This is a genomic window from Vibrio cincinnatiensis (assembly GCF_022113815.1).
GTDB lineage: Bacteria > Pseudomonadota > Gammaproteobacteria > Enterobacterales > Vibrionaceae > Vibrio > Vibrio cincinnatiensis_A.
Genome location: NZ_SGOM01000002.1, coordinates 1 through 17,743 on the forward strand (window position 1 = coordinate 1; position 17,743 = coordinate 17,743).

The window sequence follows — 17,743 nt, forward strand, 5'->3', positions numbered from 1 at the left end:
GTGGTGGATGTGATCAGCAATATTGCCGACCAAACCAATTTGCTGGCACTCAATGCGGCCATTGAAGCCGCTCGTGCCGGTGAACAAGGGCGTGGCTTTGCGGTCGTCGCGGATGAAGTCCGTGCTTTAGCAGGAAAAACTCAGCAATCTACCGGAGACATTGTCACCATTATTCAAAACCTCCAAACCTGTGCTGTTAAAGCTCGTGAAGCCACCGCTCAAAGTAGTGAATTAATGGGACAATGTGTAGAGCAAAGTCACCAAACTCAACAAGCCATCGAGCAAATTAGCACCCAAAGTGCACAAATTGCGGATATGACCATTCAAATTGCTAGCGCATGTGGTGAACAAGATTCGGTGAGTGAAGAGTTAAGCCGCAATATTGAGCGCATTAATGAATCAGCCAAACAAGTGGCTAATGGCTCATCCAGCGCGGCGCAATCTTGCATTGAGCTAGGCCAACTCGCAGCTCAGTTACAAAATACAGTGAACCGTTTCCAAGTGTAACGGACAGTGGGCAAGCACCAGCCCATAATGGTTCAATAAATAGACAATGGCGAGCACAATGCTCGCCATTGTCATGTTGCCTTTAAGGAGCCAGATCCACTTCCACGGGCAAATAATGTTTAGGTTCTAAATGTAACCACTCTGGCAAAACGGTCCCAATCGAAATTGAAGACCATGTCCCTGAAATAATGCCAAGAAACATCGCCGTTGCAAACCCTTGCAATGGTGCCCCACCCATAAGCCATAACGCCGCCACCGTAATCAGTGTGGTTCCCGACGTAACCATGGTACGAGAAAACGTCGCAATCACCGCTTGGTCAGTAATCATGGCCGTGGGGGTTTTCTGTTTAGCAACCAAGAGCTCTCGGATCCGATCTGCAATAATAATGGAGTCATTCAATGAATACCCTAATATCGCCAATATTGCCGCAAACACCGTTAAGTTAAATTCCATTTGTGTTATCGCAAAAAAACCAAGCACTAACACAACATCATGCACCAATGCGACCAGTGCCCCACTGGCTAACCGCCACTCAAAGCGAAATGAAAGATAACCCAATATGGATAAGCAGCAAATCAGTAATGCCAAACCACCTTGATCCACCAAATCGTCCCCAACTTGTGAGCCCACCATACTGTTGCTGATCACTTGAACTGAAGAGGAAACCGTCTTTAATAAGGCTTGTACGTCAGGAGCGGTCTGTGACTCCTCAACCAGTGGATAACGAATCACCCAGCGACCTTCTTCTCCCGATTGGGTGAGCATGGTGGATTCGCCCAAAACCGGTTTAATCACCGCTAGCAATTGATCGTGAGTCAATGATTTCTCTACGCTCACTTCGGTAACCATTCCCCCGGTAAAATCGAGGCCAAGATTCAATCCTTTTATGAAAAAGGTTCCCAATGCTAACAATGTCAATGCGATAGATACAAAACTGGTGATATATCGGATACGACGAATGTGTGTTTTTAAATAGTTCACCATCATTACACCCTCACATCTCGGCGACGATCTCGTCCCCAAACTAAATTAATTAATGCCCGTGATGCAAAGACCCCGGTAAACATACTCGTCAACAACCCTAAGCCAAGAGTTAATGCAAATCCTTGAATCGGCCCATTACCTATTGAATACAGAACGACCGCAGTAATCATCGTCGTAATATTGGCATCCAAAATGGTACTCAATGCACTACTAAATCCACTGTCTATCGCTTGAGCAAAGTTTCGCCCTTCTGCCAGTTTGTCTCGAATACGTTCAAAAATCAGCACGTTAGTATCAACGGCCATCCCCACGGTGAGAACTAACCCTGCAATACCGGGGAGCGTTAATACCGCTCCCGGTAATAGTGCGATAAGCCCCAACAAACACACCATGTTGGTAACCAATGCCACGTTAGCAACCCAACCAAGTCGGCGATACCATAACGCCATAAAGGTCAATGTCATGGCCATACCTAACGCTAATGCGGCAAACCCATTTTCAATGTTTTCAGCCCCTAATGACGCACCGATGGTTCTTTCTTCAACAATCGTAACCGGAGCCGTCAATGAGCCAGCCCTCAATAGCAGAGCAAGTTGCTGAGCTTCTTGATTAGAACCCGCCCCTGTGATTCTAAATTGGCTTCCTAACTGAGATTGAATCGTCGCTACGCTGATCACTCGTTCAGTGCGTTCCGTTTCTCCATGAGCGTTCGTTTTATATTCTCGATACACGGTTGCCATTGGTTCACCGATGTGTTTTGCAGAAAAGTCACTCATCACTTTCCCACCCGCGTGATCCAATGAAATATTGACTTCCGAAAAGCCCATTTTGTCCATGCCAGACCGAGCATTAATAATATGATCACCCGTTAATACTGGCCGTTTATTTAAAATAACAGCCCGGCTCGAATTATCTTTTAAGATCAAATCATCACGAGTGGCATTACTTTTCACTTCATAGAAAGCGAGGCTCGCTGTGGCGCCAATCACGTTTTTAGCTTGAGAAGGATCTTGTACACCAGGCAGTTCGATACGAATACTGTGCTCTCCTTGGCGCTGAACCAACGCTTCGGTGATCCCGAGTTCTTCAATCCGATCCCGCATAATTTTTAAGTTTTGTTGCAAAGTGGCAGATTGAAACTCAAGCTTATTTTGTTTACTCGGCTGAACAGTGATTTGATCTGACGCTGGTTTGATTTCCCAACCCGCATAATTTTCTTTTATAAATTGATGGATCTGGCTTTGAGCAGCACTTGAATTCACCAATACCGTAAATCCATCATTACCGAGATGCTGAATACTGGCACCTCGAATGGATTCACTACGAAGCATATCGCGCAGTTCATCCGTCAGCGCATCACGCTGTTCTTGAAAAGCTTTATCAACATCCACATTCAATAGAAACTGTACCCCGCCACGCAGGTCTAACCCTAATTTGATCGGGTTAAACCCTAACTGAGTCAACCATTCTGGTGCCATGGAGACGTATGAAAACGTAATATTTTCCCCCTCTTTTACCATGGGGTCCAACACTTGACGTGCTTGAGCTTGCTCGGTTTCATTCCTGAAAACAAACGTGAGTACATTGTCTTGTTGGCGGATTTCCTGCGCCTCAATGGCTTGCTCTTGGAGCAAATGGTTAATGCTGACAATATTATTCAGTTGCTGGTTAGACGGTGAATATTGAATTTGAATGGATGGCTGTTCGCCATACCACGTAGGGATCGCGCTTAACGCTAAGATACCAACCGAAATCACAAGAATTAGATATTTCCACATCGAATAGTGATTCATTAAACGAGTGGATGCCTTGCTGCTTTTTTTCTGCATAACTCTCTCCTCGGGCTTATCGCCGAGTTAAAAAATTTAAGGAGTGACGAGGTCACTGATAGAGAAAATTAAGCAGTAAAAAATTGACTATTGAGCGCCACATACATGGCATTGCTCTCTTTCCAACCAGAAAGACGATGAGAGGGGTGGAAATGTTGATACGGTGGCTTTACCCATAATACCGCCGTCATCATTAAGAATGATATGTTGAGACAAGGTATGACATCTAACCCAGAGCGATAAACATCGGCATCTTCCTCATCTTGCCAATGCGTTTCACTCATGAGCCAGCGTGGAGAATACAAAATACCCTGTTGCTGCCCGATTCTCGGTGCTTCGGTGACCGGGGATGAGTCCACCTCTGGTGAGGTGTTTCCTATTTCAGAATCAAGAGGTAACCGCTGAGAGAAAGCAACCGCTTGGTGCCACTCTTGGCTGATTGCTGGTTGATTAGCCTCTGAATTGGCGGCAGCGGTTTGACCCTGCGCAGGAAGCAGAGCGGCAAACAATACAAACCAAAACAAACGCGTCCAACGACTCAAAATAAAATAACCACTAGAAATAAGATGACTCAGTGTAGGTCTGAGAACAAAAGTACTCAAGTAAAATTTCGAGAAAATAGAGAGTTCAGGGGCAACATTGGCTTAGTTGGACAGCATCAGCCAATACAGTGAAGGGCTGACATTCTTCCCTAAAACCCCAAAAAGAATGTCAGTAACATCGGCGGGGCTACTGATAGAACACATGCCCATTTTGTACATTTAAATAAATTTTATTGGTCTGGTTAAACCCTCCGCAATACACAAAATAGACATCTCTATCTTGATAACGGACCGATCGCATCCACCCGCCCAACTCTTTAAAATCGGTTGGAGAACAAGAGCCATCCGTTAATAGTTGCTCTGTCTTCTCAATAAAAATCTCTTCGAATAAGGGTAAGTCATCAGACTCGGCAATATAGCTTAATAAGGTTTTATATCGTTCTTCAGGAGTAATGATCGGTGCTTGCTCTGCAAGACCTTGCAATGGGATCCATTCAGCGACTTCAGGCCCCCCTTCTTGATAAACAAAGTAGGGAGAAAGACGCCCCCACCCTTGTTTTTTTTCATAGAGATGTACTTTTTCACCTCGGTACAATAAACGATGAACAAAAGCCTTCATTTCAGGCAGCTCACGCACACCAACGGTTGCAGCCTCAACATAATAATTCATCACTTCCGGTGGCGTTATCGTACTGGCTTTTTCTACAAGTTTCGGAGCCTTCTCCTTTTTAGAGGCTTTGGCTTGTTTGTCCTGCAACGCATCTTTATCTTTCTGCGCTTGTTCTTGCTGAGGTTTGTAATAGAACAGATAGTAACCCGCACCAGCGCCCGCTAAACCCAACAACAGAATAAAGATCATCAATAGTTTTTTCATTACGGTGCGATCCATATCTAAGTAAAAGAGAATTTACAATGATGATGTTCTATCAACTGCATAAGATTACCTTTTTAGCGGCCTACAAACGGCGAACTTTAAATTTTATTCATCCATTTATGATGATTCGTGTTTTGCTGAACGGTTAGTTAAGAAAACAAGACTGGCCGTCTCGGTTTCTCTCTCGACAAAACCAAGGCCAACACTCACATTTACATTGTAAATCTATCTTAGTTTCCCCAAAAGAAGTTTCCTGCTTGCCTTGCTCTAATTAGGTGCAACTTTCTATAACATTGCGCCTTAAATTGGTGCAATGGCCTCTATTCTTATTCTTATTTTGGTAAATACCTAACCCGACATTTCTGATAACCCGTTAATATTAAAACGATTAAGTAAGATACATGTCGATTCTGATTATTTGGCGTGAAACTTGTACCCCAGATGAAGAGCAAAGGTATTGCACGAAAATAGGGAGCAAGAAGATGCAAGAAACATTAGCCATCGTATTAGCCGGAGGAATCGGCTCACGATTATCACCACTCACCGATGGTCGAGCAAAACCTGCTGTCCCTTTTGGGGGTAAATATCGCATCATTGATTTTACCCTAACCAATTGCCTGCACTCGGGATTACGCCGAGTTTTAGTATTAACTCAGTACAAATCGCATTCACTTCACAAACACCTTCGGGATGGCTGGTCGATTTTTAATCCAGAATTAGGCGAATACATTACCGCCATTCCGCCACAAATGCGCAAAGGTGGAAAGTGGTATGAAGGTACCGCTGATGCGCTTTATCACAATATGTGGTTACTATCTCGCAGTGATGCGAAATACGTTGTGGTTCTTTCTGGAGACCATATCTATCGGATGGATTATGCCGCCATGCTTGAAGAACATATTGAAAATAAGGCGATTCTTACCATTGCCAGCATGGAGGTAAGCCAACAAGAGGCACAGGCTTTTGGCGTCCTTTCGATTGACACTCGTCACTGTATCCAGCACTTTGCTGAAAAACCAGCAACACCAGCAACACTCCCTAATAACTCCAATCGCAGTTTAGCCTCTATGGGTGTCTATATTTTTAATATGGAAACCCTGCAACAAGCACTAGTCGATGATGCCTCTTTAACGTCATCGAGCCATGACTTTGGGAAGGATATTATTCCTAAGCTCATTCCAAGCGGTCAGGTTTTTGCTTATCCGTTTGGCAGTGAAAAAGGCCGCGTCGCAAAAGATTGCTACTGGCGTGACGTGGGCACCTTAGATTCATTTTACGAAGCTAATATGGATTTGCTCGATCCCATACCACCGATGAACCTGTATCAAAAAGATTGGGCCATCCGTACTTATGAACCGCAATTGCCTCCGGCTAGAACGGTTTCTTCTGCAACAGGCAATGAAGGCATTTTTATTAACTCCATCATCGCTAATGGCGTGATTAATTCTGGTGGTTCCGTGCAGCGTTCCATCATTTCTTCTGGTGTGCACATTGATGATGGTGCAACGGTGATGGACAGTATCTTGCTTGATGGTGTTGAGGTTGGATCGGGGTGCCAATTGGCGCGTTGTATTGTGGATAAACATGTCAAAATCCCTCCGAACACTCACATCGGTATAAACCATAACGAAGATAAACAACGCTTTACCGTATCGGAGAAGGGGATTGTTGTTGTACCTGAAAATTATCAGTTTCAACGCCTGTAATATGACAAAAAAGGCCGTGCTTAAGCACGGCCTTTGACTCATTCCCCCATTTACGGGCAAGTCACTTCCTTCCAGAACCAATTGCTCTGAGTTGGCGACTCCCATACTCCTGGGCTATTTTGGGCAGTAAAACATTTATTGTTATAGATCACCGTTGTACCATTGGCGACTTGGCTCACTCCCGGCTGCCATTGTACCACCGAGCCTGGTTGCGTTTCTCCACCTTCACCACCTGGGTTCTCTCCTCCGGTTCCAGTCGAAAGATCGGCAAGCGGAAGATCCGGCTGCTCTGATTGAAAAGCATAGTCCACCCCATTAATACGCACGGTATAGTTTGCTGGGCCGGAAATGGGTAAATAATAAACCATATCCAGCTCATAACTCTCTCCAGACGGTAAGGTTTTCCATGCAGGTAATGAGAAAGCGACACGGTGCATTGTGCCATCAAACCCACCAATATTATCGGCACGAGTATGGCCCGATGCGATCACAGACAGCCCAGCACCTGATTGGTCTTTCGCATTATCAGGCGCAGAAACAGGAATATCAAACTGGAACTCGGTTCCTCCCGGTAGATCAACCCCCGTCTGGTTAGTAAACGTCAATGTCGGGTTGATGGGGTAGTTTTGATCGCCCACTTTAAAACCATCAATCGCGACACGAATATCAACCGCTTCTAACGGTATAACTTCTGTCGCCAACGTATTGCCATAAGGGGTAGCCGACTTAAACTTCTCAAACATGGCTTTGGTCATGGTATTACCCATATGATATTCACCATTACCACTTACACACGCTTGCTCTGTCCGATCCACTTGTGTACGTTGGCCATTTTCATCAAGAATGTAGCAGTTGTAGTCTCCCGCTAGCTCCCAGAACATAATGCCGCCAATCTCTTTGTCGATTACATAATCGGCTTTAATATCAATTGACTGCTTATCTTCTGTAGAGAGGAACACACGTTTATCCGCATTCCATAGCCAAGGTGCAACCGCTACGCTATCAAAATGACGTTGATATTGACCAACCCATGGTGCATTGTCAGGATTCAACCCATAAGCAGCAAGATAGGAGCCCCAAATACCTTTTTCGAGGTTTTTCGCATGCCACATGGGGTTAGAACCTGCACCCATTTCATTGCCATTCGCGTCTAAGTCATGCCACATGTTATCTAAACCGGTTGCACCATATCCGCAATTATTTTTTTCACCTTCTCCAGTTCCAACCGGACATTCACTTTGATTAGGCAATGCAGCGCGTCCCCAAAGCCCATTTTCGCCGCCCGTCACACCTTGCCAGCCTCGGGTATAATAGGGCACACCAATATTAATACGCCCAGCTGGCATTGAGCCGCGAAAATAATGGAACGCCCAATCAGTATTAAGGTAACCGATCCCGCCATATTGAGAAGTCGTATAAACCCCCCATTGTGCTAGCTCTGAATCTTTACCTGTGTCATACAGTGCAGCGTTATGGCCAACATGATCATTCCACGCACCATGTAAGTCATAACTCATAATATTGACATAATCGAGATATTTAGTGACTTCCATAGTTTCCATGCCGCGCAATAGATAAGCAGAGGAAGGCGCGGCAATGGTTAACATATAGTGAACATCATCTTGTTCACTCGCAACATCTAACCGCTCGCGTAATACTCGCATGAGTTCATGGTAAGAGCGCATCAGATGAGGACGACGAGACTCAGCGAAGGTTTTATCGTCTGGATTACCCGCCCCAGCCATGGATGTTGGGTATTCATAGTCAATGTCGAGTCCATCAAAGCGATACTGACGCATCATTTCAATGGCAGAATCAACGAAAGTAGAAATGGCTTGATGGTTAATAGAGCCATCGGCATTGGTTGTCATGGTATAAAAACCACCGTCTGCCACACGTTCTCCATTTTCATCAAAATGGCCGCCAGTTTCAGCCCACCCCCCGATAGAGATCAGCGTCTTAACCCCATAACGTTCCTTATAGGTCGCCAATGCGCCAAAATGCCCTTTAAAACCTAATGCTGGGTCGACATCAACCCCATCCCATTCCTTTCCTACCGCTGGGTTTTCAGGATCATTTACGTTGCCAATATTGACTTTTCCATCAGAGCCAATACTCACAAAAGCGTAGTTAATATGAGTCAGATGCTGCCAAGGGATGTCTTTGACTAAATACGATGTTTGTGGATCATCACCAGAACGCCAACTGGTGAAGTAACCAATCACACGTCTGGGTTGTCCACCCGCCATGATCTCTCGGCCATCTTCATCGTAAATCGTACAATAAGGAACATTGACTCCTTCGGTTTGATATAGTCCATCCGGCCGACAGGTATTGGCGATAGGGGCACGGTTAACCGTCAACGTTACCGTTGCTGACGTTGAAACCGCCCCTTTATCATCAGTGGCTTTTGCTAATACAGCCAAAGCACCTGAACGCTCGGTTGTATAATCATACGTATAAGGTGCTTCCGTTACGCTTGCTATCAGGCTCCCACCAACAAAAAATTCCACTTTTTCGACTTGTCCATCAGCATCATCAGCCTTAGCAGAAAGGGTGACAATTTCACCTTGCTCAACCAAGCTAGACGACAAAGCAACCTCGACCGTCGGTGCTTGATTTCCCGGTACTGATGACTCTTCTACATTAATCGTCACACTGCTGACTTCACTGGCGAGATCTTTATCATCATAAGCGATGGCGCTGATCGTATGTGAACCAGCAACAGCCAGCCATGTGGCATGATAAGGAGACTGTGTCACCTGCTCAACCACCACGCCATCGACGAGAAAATCAACCCTTGAAATCTCACCATCACTGTCAGTAGCCTCAGCCGCCAGAGTGACATCTTGGTTAGCCAAAATTGATAAGCTAGAGGAAGGAGAAGTCAAAGAAATGGTCGGAGCAAGATTGCTGACCTCTCCTGTTGCACAAGTATCAAGAACCCGCCACTGAGCATAATCGCCTGAAAATTGGTCTGGACTATTATTTTGTGTCCAATAATTCGCTTGATAGGCGACGCCTTGATACTGAACCTGATCACCACCGTTATACACCGTCCCAGATTGCCAAGGATTCAGTGTTTCACAATCAATGGCGGCATAGCTGTTAAACGCCATTAAACACGATGCGGTGAGCGTACTAAGAGTAAATAAATTCTTAGGTACTATTGCTTGCTTTAAGCGCATGATATTTTCCTTAAGTTGTTGTTTCCACTTTATTAAAGCTATCAGTCCTTACTCTGACAGCCTTAAATTTTGTGTAAAACTACTGTAGAACAGCCCAATAATTTGGCACTCAGTAAAGTGTAAAACTTAAGAATCACTCGCAAACTACCCCTACCACCTAACAATGATCACAGGGTTATTTTGCAGCAAGCACTAACTTATTGATGATAAAATCAGCAAAAAAATTGCCCGCTATAAAAACGGGCAATAAGTATAAGCATATAAAAAATGCCTATAAGGGGGGAATAATTATCAGGTAAGGAGAGGATGACTAAAAGAGTAAACTTCTTGGTTTCTTTTTCCTCTTTAGTCTACTCCACCTAAGGTCATTGTTCTGTGGGTCATTCAATACCATTAACCAGGAGAATCACAATCGAAGTAACGTTCCTCTCGGCGTTTGATTAAAATGGCGTTTATATTCCCGGCTAAACTGTGACGGACTGCTATACCCCACCAGCCGAGCGGCATCATTCACTCTTTTCCCTTCAACTTGAATCAGCTCTTTGGCCTTGTTTAAGCGAACTTTTTTTATATACTGCAAAGGTGACTCTAACGTAATACCACGAAAAGCTTGATGGAATGCAGAAACGCTCATGCTGGCTTCTTCCGCTAAGGTATGCACAGTCAGAGGCATAGCGTAATCTCGATGTACGCGACTTAGTGCTTTTGCAATACGCGCATAATGCCCTTCATGATGAGCCAGTTCAAAAAGCACATGCCCTTCTGAACTCGTTAGCGCGCGAAAAACCATCTCTTCTAACAAAGAAGCCCCTAATAGCTGAGCTTCTAAACCATTTAGTAATGCACAAATCAGCCTTTGACAACTGGTCAGCATACTGCCATTCATTTTGACAGACTTGAGTCCGCAAGTATTCTCTCTTGGCGTGGTACTAGGCTGAAAACCATATTGTTCAAGTGCAGCAACTTGTTTGAGTAGTAATGAATGATCAATATCTATGGTTAACCCCAATAATGGTTCATTATCTTTTGCGATCGCTTCACACTCTAAAGGCATGGGTACACCGACCACCAAATAATCATTCGGACCATACTCAACGGACGTTGTTCCTAAATGAATCTGCTTATAACCCTGACCCAAAATAATAATTCCAGATTGATAAATCAAAGGTTGTCGAGCATTGCCTTGGCTACTGCGATAAAACCAAACTCCAGGAATCGCAGTTTCAACACAGCCCTCAAGTTGTTCAAGCTGGTACTTATCCACATACCGTTGCATTAACTCTGCAAGTTCCCCCATATCACCACATGGAATCATCATCACCCTCATAGTTATCACATTGTAGAAATAGGCAATAAATTTACAGGAATTGCTCTATAAGTGCGACTATTAGTCTATTATTATGCATTCATCAGCGAAGTAACCCCACCAGCACAAGCCGAGTTTTAGGCTCATTCTTTGGTGGTTATCCTTACAATAAGAGGTGAAAGTAATGCAATTTACTTATGTTAATCCGACTCGAATTTATTTTGGTCAACAACAAATCGCAGCAATAACAAAAGCCATTTCACAAGATAAAAAAGTGCTGGTGATTTATGGTGGCGGCTCAATTAAACGTAACGGTGTGTATGATCAAGTGAGTGATGCATTAAAAAATCATACTTGGTTAGAATTTTCTGGCGTAGAAGCAAACCCAACGAAAGAAACCTTAGATAAAGCCGTCGCTATTGTTAAAGAACAAAATATCGACTTCATCCTTGCGGTTGGCGGTGGTTCAGTCATTGATGGTTCAAAATATGTTGCTGCAGCGGCTAAATACGACGGTGATGGCTGGGATATTATGCTAGGTAAACATACGGTCTCGGATGCAACACCTATCGGTGCGATTTTAACGCTGCCAGCAACAGGCTCTGAATCAAACTCAGGGGCGGTCATTACCAAGGCAGAAACCGCTGACAAACTGGCATTTTTATCACCACATGTGCAACCTCAATTTGCCGTTATGGACCCGGATGTCATGAAAACGCTCCCAGAGCGCCAACTGATTAATGGCTTAGTTGATGCGTGGGTTCATACCTGTGAACAATATCTGACGATGCCAACTCAAGCCATGGTTCAAGATGGATATGCTGAAGCATTATTGAAAAACCTATTAGTCCTTGGTCGTGATTTTGAGCAGCGAGACAATGATGCTTGGCGCGCCAATTTAATGTGGACAGCAAACCAAGCACTGAATGGTTTAATTGGTAGTGGTGTTCCACAAGACTGGGCGACACATATGATTGGTCATGAATTGACTGCATTATGGCATGTTGACCATGCACGTTCTCTTGCGATTGTTCAGCCTTCTCTATTGCGTAACCAATTGACGGTTAAAAAAGCCAAATTAGAACAAATGGGACAACATGTTTTTGGCCTTCCCTCTGGAGAAGATCTCGCCCTTCGCACGATTGATGCTATCGAAGCATTTTACCATCAATTAGGCGTTGAAACACACTTCTCAGCCCCTAATGTTACACCAGAACAAGCGGTGGAAAAGGTTGTTAATCAGCTGCAAGCACACGGCATGGTTGCCCTCGGAGAGCATCAAGCCATTACGTTACAGCAATCACGAGAAATTCTTTCTCAAGCATTGGTCTAAGGTGACCTAACATCAGCACCGCTGGGCTGCTAGATAATAGCTCTCTGAAACCCCTCTTCATTAATGAATGAAGAGGGGTTTTATTCATTAATATCTAAACCGTGCTATTTGCGTAGTCAGATCATTAGTATGTCCTAAAATATCATCGGCAAGAAATTGTAGATCTCTATTCACCTTCTGCATTTCTGAAGAACTGTTATCTAAAAGGTTCATATCACTTGCAACGGTAGCGCTCACATTAGATTGCTCTTCACAAGCAGAAGCAACTGAATCGACCATTTCATTAATTGAGGAAACTGATTTAATAATCAATGACAATGCAGATTGAATTTCAGCCGAACTTTCTTGCGTTTTTTCAACCAAAACCTTAGATTTTTGAGTCGCATTAAACGAGTCTGCCGCTTCCATCTGTAACCGCTCAATAAGGGTTTCAATTTCATTGGTTGACTCATGAGTTTTAGAAGCTAGCGCCCGAACCTCATCTGCAACAACCGCAAATCCTCGACCGCTTTCACCTGCCCTTGCTGCTTCAATTGCAGCATTTAAAGCTAATAAATTTGTTTGTTCTGCAATGGCTTTAATCACTTCAATAACACGACCAATATGCTCGCTACTACTTTTTAATGAGTTTGCACATTTAGCTGCACTTTCTAAACTTTCCACCAGCTCATCAATATTTTGAGCATTAATATTCATCGTTTCACCACTTTGATGACTTAATGTTAAAGCATCATTAGTTTGGTGCAGTGTATTTTCCGTATGAGAAGCAATTTCTTTCGTAGCCAGATTAAACTGCTCTATTTTGTTTAAACTCTCTTGAGTTAATGATGACTGCTGACGAGTTTGTATATTCATTTCATCTCGTAACTGAACAATATTTTCACCATTAGTTTTAAGGCTATCCGTTGTTTTCGCAGTATCAATAATAATCGTTTGTACTGTAGCCACAAACTTATTAAATGATCTTGCTAGCTCCGTAACTTCATCATTACCACTTTCACCAACTCGTGACGTCAAATCCCCCCCTCCAGCAGCAATATCATTCATACGACTCGACATGTTTTTAATTGGAGTAACTACTTTTTTATCTAAAATTAAAACGATTAATAAAAGGCTTACAAAAAATACACTCAATAAAATCAATGAGGAAACTTTCATTGCATAAGATAAAGCGGCTCTCTCTGCATATTGGTTAAATCCAATATGAACCTGACCAACAGGTAGATTATCCCAGTAAATAGTAATAGAAGAACTATGCTCAACCTTGTTTATATCAACTTCAGCTAAACGAACACCATTCTGATCATCCACACGAATAGAGGATATAGCCGGTTTTTTAGCATAAGCATCAATAATATTTTTAATTAAAGCTTTATCATAAACATAAATTGGCTCTTGTAATATAACTGATAATTCAGCTTCTACAGATTGTGCATTGATAGCAGCATCTTTTTCCGATTTATTTTTATTAAGTAAATATTGCCCAGATAGTGTAATAATCGAAACCGTAGCCATCACAAGTGTAGTCATGATGAGTATTTTTTTTGTTAGCTTGTTCATAATATTATTCTCGTTCTGATAGCGGGTCAAAGAAATATTTCACTGGAATAGATTTTGCTTTTTCAGTCAGAAATGGATTATCAAGGTCGATAATTACTCGCTCATTGAGCTTAGCTTTAGATAAAGCCATTTTTACTTCACTATCTGAAAAGAACATTTTTTCATAAGTTCCATCATTAAAAATTTCTTCAATGATTTCCATCAGATGGCTTTGTAATTCAATATTACCTTTACTAACAAAAAGCATATACGGCATTCGATAGCGAAGCATTATATGACTATCCACTGCCATCGGTAAGTGTGGATGATTCTTAACCTCTGAAAATGGTTCCATAACTCCTCGAGCAAAAAAATCACACCGATTGCCAGCAAGCATCATTTCAAAAATGTTGGGATATTTTAGTGATTTTGCTGTTTGTAATTGATTCGCATCCAAAATTGATGTATCCGGCCAAGTCTTACCTGTACAAATTTTAAATTTTTGTAGATCAGATTTACCTCTAATATTAGAAAGTAAACGAGAGTTTTCTTTATGAATAAGTCCAATCCGCATCCCAAGCATGCCTCTATATATAGGGAAATATAAAGGCGTATAACGCTCTTCTAACTCCTTACTGGTTGCCGACCAAATGAGACTTAATTTCCCTAATTCTAAGTCGGCCATAATACGCGATGGCGCAGGGTCTCCTGTCTCTTTATAAATATATTCGATACGATCAAATCGATCAGAACGATGAACAATTTCTTTAATCAAAGTTAGATGAAGTTTATCATCATCAGGTTTTCCTGACAGTTTTAACGATTCACTACCATAAGATGAAGTCGTTAATAGAGTGATCACGATAGCCGTGATTGGTATAAAGCTTTTTAGCATCAGGCTAAACATCCTTGTACATAATTAATACCTCGATAATAGCTTAAATAGAATGATGTAAAGTAACTTGAATAATCACTAATGTGATAATTGTCACTAATGGTAGAACCAATTAACACTAACGATAAACATGTCGTACAAAACATCACCATAAGCAAGCTTCAACCAATTGTTTTTAAGTATGCATCACCATTGTAAAATACAAAAAAAACATGGAATTAAAATTCCAAAATCAATGTATTCTTACATTTTTAGGTCTCTTCTATTCCTTGATAAAATCCCCCCTGAAACTGAACCTTTATTTAATACAACTCTCTCAGATCATCGGCATTGGCAATGTGGACAACCAAACCTTATCTGCCAAATAACCTTCCCTTAACCTTCGAGCCAGCACTCTTGATGGGGCGTTAAACTTTCAAAAAAATTGATTATTTTATACAAGAATTATCAATCGAACTTCGACTTTTCCACCCAAACTTATTGAATAAGCGTATACTTTTGGTTATGAAAGGCAGAACAAATACACATTAGGAACGATTGTTATGAAAAAGACCACACGCACCATGGCGGCAAAGAAGCATGTTGCTCTAGTCGCTCACGATAACTATAAAGGTGAGCTACTACGTTGGGTGGTAGAGAATGAAGAAAAGCTACAACACCATGAATTGTATGCGACAGGCACGACAGGCCACATGCTGACGAAAGAAACGGGGCTTCCAATCACCAGTATGATCAGTGGCCCAATGGGAGGAGATCAGCAGCTTGGTGCAAAAATTGCCGAAGGGCTGATTGATGTATTGATCTTCTTCTGGGATCCCTTGAACTCCGTTCCCCATGATCCAGATGTAAAAGCACTACTGCGTATTGCCAGCGTATGGAATATTCCTGTAGCGACTAACCGTGCAACCGCAAAGTTTTTATTTAATTCCATCTTGATGGGACAAGAAGTTGATATTGAAATCCCGGATTATCATGCTTACCTTGCCGATCGCACTTAATTCCTATCTAAAGGTGTTTGAGTGACGTGCATATGAGAAGTATTAAACTCTCATACTAAAATGGCAGCAGCCTAACCGGCATGCTGCCATTGCTAAATTGAAATGCCCCATTCAAATTTACCCGATGACTCACCTAGAACGTTAGTTATCCTAATTAAACGAATGGAACGACTAAGGCTTATTATCAATTCCATACTGATTTAACTGTACATATATACACCTTTATCGCACAATTCTTAAAAAGAATTGGTATTCATAGGTGATGTACATGCTGAATCAATTAGAAAGTGGAATCAAAGAGTTAGTCGAAAACTTCATAGCAGAAGGAAAACAATGTCCTTCGACTTTTGATATTGATAGTAGAAGGGCTGGTTACCTATCTAGTACTGATTTATCTGGCAGTAGCCCTGAGATGTTTGAAGAATTCATTGATGAGCTTAACGGGGCGACACTAAAAATCTACAAACCAAGTAACACAACTGGTTTACCCATTACCATCTACTTCCATGGTGGCTGTTTCATTAGCGGAGGATTTAAAACTCACGAACAGCAATTGAGACAGATAGCCAGTTTATCGAACAGTATCGTTATTTGTATTCAATATCGTTTAGCACCTGAAAATGGTTATCCAGCAGCACATGACGATGTGTACAATGCCGTGCTTGCAATAAAGGAGTTCGGTAGCACTTACGGTGGTGATACGAACATGATTTATTTCGTTGGGGATAGCGCTGGTGGTCAGTTAGCCTTAACGACATCTTTGCGTTTAAAACAAAACCAAAACTGGCTTCCTCAAAAACAAATTTTGATTTACCCAATGCTGGATCCCTTCGGAAAATCTAAAAGTTACGTCGAAAACGGTACAGATTACATGATTACCGCGAATATGCTGCTTTCAGGGTTTTCCATGTACACGGCGGATATGGGAAAAGAATTGATTACTCAAAACCCAGAGCTAAACCCACTCGAGTGCGCAGATTTTGAAGGACTGCCAGCAACTTACATTATTACCGCTGAATTTGATCCTTTAAGAGATGAAGGTGAGCAATGCTATAAACAATTACTCAATGCTGGGGTTGAAGCGTATTGTGAACGTTACTTAGGTGTTATCCACGGATTCCATCAGTTATCGGGAGTCAGTGCTAGTGCTCGGCGCTGTCTGCGTCATATTTCCGAAGAGATTAAGTAAACAACAAAATCGGTTAGTCGTTAATGACGAAAGACCGCTTAATGAACATGCTTTCAACCAGTCTTGGCTGAAACACTTTTGCCCTCAAATCGGTTACCGATCGAAGTCCGACACAGAGAGTGAAGCTTTATCCTCCTACCAATTTAAGTAGGAAAAAAGAAGTGCTTCCTTTTTCAAAAAGCGCTTCTTTTTAGTGACTGACTAATACCCTTTTTGTAAAAAGGATGATGATACCGTCAACTGACAACCCGCTTCTTGCATTGCACTCCAAGCCGCTTCAACATCACCATCAATAAGGTTAACGCCACGGCAAGCATCTTGAATCACCCATGTTTTAAAGCCTAATGAAAGCGCATCTAACGCGGTGAATTTAACGCAATAATCGGTGGCTAACCCCGTGATATACAGTTCAGTCACCCCGATTTTTTGCAGATAGTCCGCTAATCCTGTGGATTGGTCACGCTGATTATCAAAAAAACCGCTATAGCTATCGATATCAGGGTGAGTTCCTTTATATATTACACGTTCAATGGCATCGAGATTGAGCCCAGTAATAAACTCAGCTCCGTAGGTTTCTTGTACGCAGTGATCAGGCCAAAGTATCTGCTCAATACCAGATAGCTGTATCTTCTCTCCCGGTTGTTTTCCTTGTGTAGAAGCAAAACTAGCGTGGCCTTTAGGGTGCCAATCTTTGGTCGCAATCACATGATCAAAATGGGGCATCAAAAGATTAATAACAGGAACAATCGCGTCACCATCGGGAACGGGCAACGCCCCATCAGGCGCAAAGTCATTTTGTACATCAACTAAAATCAAGGCCTTACTCATTGGTTCCTTCCTTCATATATCATG

Annotated in this window: 14 protein-coding genes; 5 read left to right on the forward strand and 9 right to left on the reverse strand. The window is 42.5% G+C overall.

All coding sequences use genetic code 11. The annotated features are described in order from the left end of the window. Positions 1 to 507, forward strand: a 507-nt coding sequence (locus EXA13_RS03030; RefSeq protein WP_238131832.1) for a methyl-accepting chemotaxis protein, incomplete at its 5' end; no start/stop codon positions are given. A gap of 82 nt (positions 508 to 589) precedes the next feature. On the opposite strand, the gene secF is transcribed toward EXA13_RS03030, so the two are convergent. The 4 genes from secF to EXA13_RS03050 all read right to left on the reverse strand — a co-directional run bounded on the left by secF (position 590) and on the right by EXA13_RS03050 (position 4,737). Beyond that, on the reverse strand, positions 590 to 1,492 hold the full coding sequence (gene secF, locus EXA13_RS03035) for a protein translocase subunit SecF (protein WP_238132173.1): 903 nt from the start codon (positions 1,490 to 1,492) through the stop codon (positions 590 to 592). 2 nt (positions 1,493 to 1,494) lie between these two features. After that, the gene (gene secD / locus EXA13_RS03040; RefSeq protein ID WP_238131833.1) at positions 1,495 to 3,321 is read right to left on the reverse strand and encodes a protein translocase subunit SecD; all 1,827 of its coding nucleotides are present in this window, start codon (positions 3,319 to 3,321) and stop codon (positions 1,495 to 1,497) included. 68 nt (positions 3,322 to 3,389) lie between these two features. Next, the gene (locus tag EXA13_RS03045; protein ID WP_238131834.1) at positions 3,390 to 3,863 is read right to left on the reverse strand and encodes a hypothetical protein; all 474 of its coding nucleotides are present in this window, start codon (positions 3,861 to 3,863) and stop codon (positions 3,390 to 3,392) included. Positions 3,864 to 4,050: 187 nt separating this feature from the next. Next, positions 4,051 to 4,737: a hypothetical protein gene (locus tag EXA13_RS03050; protein WP_238131835.1), complete on the reverse strand. Its 687-nt coding sequence runs from the start codon at positions 4,735 to 4,737 to the stop codon at positions 4,051 to 4,053. A 401-nt stretch (positions 4,738 to 5,138) separates the two neighbouring features. Here EXA13_RS03050 and glgC point away from each other — a divergent pair, with 401 nt between their 5' ends. Further along, positions 5,139 to 6,443, forward strand: coding sequence for a glucose-1-phosphate adenylyltransferase (gene glgC, locus EXA13_RS03055; RefSeq protein WP_269136858.1), 1,305 nt, complete (start codon positions 5,139 to 5,141; stop codon positions 6,441 to 6,443). Positions 6,444 to 6,493: 50 nt separating this feature from the next. Here glgC and EXA13_RS03060 read toward each other — a convergent pair whose 3' ends face one another. After that, entirely contained in the window at positions 6,494 to 9,631 is a 3,138-nt protein-coding gene (locus EXA13_RS03060; RefSeq protein ID WP_238131837.1) for a chitinase C-terminal domain-containing protein, read from the reverse strand. 406 nt (positions 9,632 to 10,037) lie between these two features. Further along, positions 10,038 to 10,928 carry an AraC family transcriptional regulator gene (locus EXA13_RS03065; protein WP_238132174.1) on the reverse strand — a complete coding sequence of 297 codons (891 nt, stop codon included), beginning with the start codon at positions 10,926 to 10,928 and terminating at the stop codon, positions 10,038 to 10,040. Between the two features lie 193 nt (positions 10,929 to 11,121). Here EXA13_RS03065 and EXA13_RS03070 point away from each other — a divergent pair, with 193 nt between their 5' ends. Then, positions 11,122 to 12,270 carry an iron-containing alcohol dehydrogenase gene (locus tag EXA13_RS03070; protein ID WP_238131838.1) on the forward strand — a complete coding sequence of 383 codons (1,149 nt, stop codon included), beginning with the start codon at positions 11,122 to 11,124 and terminating at the stop codon, positions 12,268 to 12,270. 87 nt (positions 12,271 to 12,357) lie between these two features. Here the strand turns inward: EXA13_RS03070 and EXA13_RS03075 are convergent, their stop codons facing one another. Beyond that, positions 12,358 to 13,830, reverse strand: coding sequence for a methyl-accepting chemotaxis protein (locus tag EXA13_RS03075; RefSeq protein ID WP_238131839.1), 1,473 nt, complete (start codon positions 13,828 to 13,830; stop codon positions 12,358 to 12,360). Between the two features lie 4 nt (positions 13,831 to 13,834). Then, positions 13,835 to 14,704, reverse strand: coding sequence for an ABC transporter substrate-binding protein (locus EXA13_RS03080; RefSeq protein WP_238131840.1), 870 nt, complete (start codon positions 14,702 to 14,704; stop codon positions 13,835 to 13,837). A gap of 542 nt (positions 14,705 to 15,246) precedes the next feature. Here EXA13_RS03080 and EXA13_RS03085 point away from each other — a divergent pair. Together EXA13_RS03085 and EXA13_RS03090 are read left to right on the forward strand one after the other, a co-directional pair. Beyond that, positions 15,247 to 15,702, forward strand: a complete 456-nt coding sequence (locus EXA13_RS03085; protein WP_238131841.1) for a methylglyoxal synthase — start codon at positions 15,247 to 15,249, stop codon at positions 15,700 to 15,702. A 268-nt stretch (positions 15,703 to 15,970) separates the two neighbouring features. After that, on the forward strand, positions 15,971 to 16,891 hold the full coding sequence (locus tag EXA13_RS03090; RefSeq protein ID WP_238131842.1) for an alpha/beta hydrolase: 921 nt from the start codon (positions 15,971 to 15,973) through the stop codon (positions 16,889 to 16,891). Positions 16,892 to 17,092: 201 nt separating this feature from the next. On the opposite strand, the gene pncA is transcribed toward EXA13_RS03090, so the two are convergent. Further along, positions 17,093 to 17,719, reverse strand: coding sequence for a bifunctional nicotinamidase/pyrazinamidase (gene pncA, locus EXA13_RS03095; RefSeq protein WP_238131843.1), 627 nt, complete (start codon positions 17,717 to 17,719; stop codon positions 17,093 to 17,095). Between the last annotated feature and the right edge of the window lie 24 nt (positions 17,720 to 17,743).

What these genes read in the sequence shown, in the direction of transcription:
- secF (WP_238132173.1), bottom strand. Translation starts at nt 1,492, where the DNA reads ATGGTGAACTATTTAAAAACACACATTCGTCGTATCCGATATATCACC.
- secD (WP_238131833.1), bottom strand. Translation starts at nt 3,321, where the DNA reads ATGCAGAAAAAAAGCAGCAAGGCATCCACTCGTTTAATGAATCACTAT.
- EXA13_RS03050 (WP_238131835.1), bottom strand. Translation starts at nt 4,737, where the DNA reads ATGAAAAAACTATTGATGATCTTTATTCTGTTGTTGGGTTTAGCGGGC.
- glgC (WP_269136858.1), top strand. Translation starts at nt 5,139, where the DNA reads ATGTCGATTCTGATTATTTGGCGTGAAACTTGTACCCCAGATGAAGAG.
- EXA13_RS03060 (WP_238131837.1), bottom strand. Translation starts at nt 9,631, where the DNA reads ATGCGCTTAAAGCAAGCAATAGTACCTAAGAATTTATTTACTCTTAGT.
- EXA13_RS03065 (WP_238132174.1), bottom strand. Translation starts at nt 10,928, where the DNA reads ATGGGGGAACTTGCAGAGTTAATGCAACGGTATGTGGATAAGTACCAG.
- EXA13_RS03070 (WP_238131838.1), top strand. Translation starts at nt 11,122, where the DNA reads ATGCAATTTACTTATGTTAATCCGACTCGAATTTATTTTGGTCAACAA.
- EXA13_RS03075 (WP_238131839.1), bottom strand. Translation starts at nt 13,830, where the DNA reads ATGAACAAGCTAACAAAAAAAATACTCATCATGACTACACTTGTGATG.
- EXA13_RS03080 (WP_238131840.1), bottom strand. Translation starts at nt 14,704, where the DNA reads ATGCTAAAAAGCTTTATACCAATCACGGCTATCGTGATCACTCTATTA.
- EXA13_RS03085 (WP_238131841.1), top strand. Translation starts at nt 15,247, where the DNA reads ATGAAAAAGACCACACGCACCATGGCGGCAAAGAAGCATGTTGCTCTA.
- EXA13_RS03090 (WP_238131842.1), top strand. Translation starts at nt 15,971, where the DNA reads ATGCTGAATCAATTAGAAAGTGGAATCAAAGAGTTAGTCGAAAACTTC.
- pncA (WP_238131843.1), bottom strand. Translation starts at nt 17,719, where the DNA reads ATGAGTAAGGCCTTGATTTTAGTTGATGTACAAAATGACTTTGCGCCT.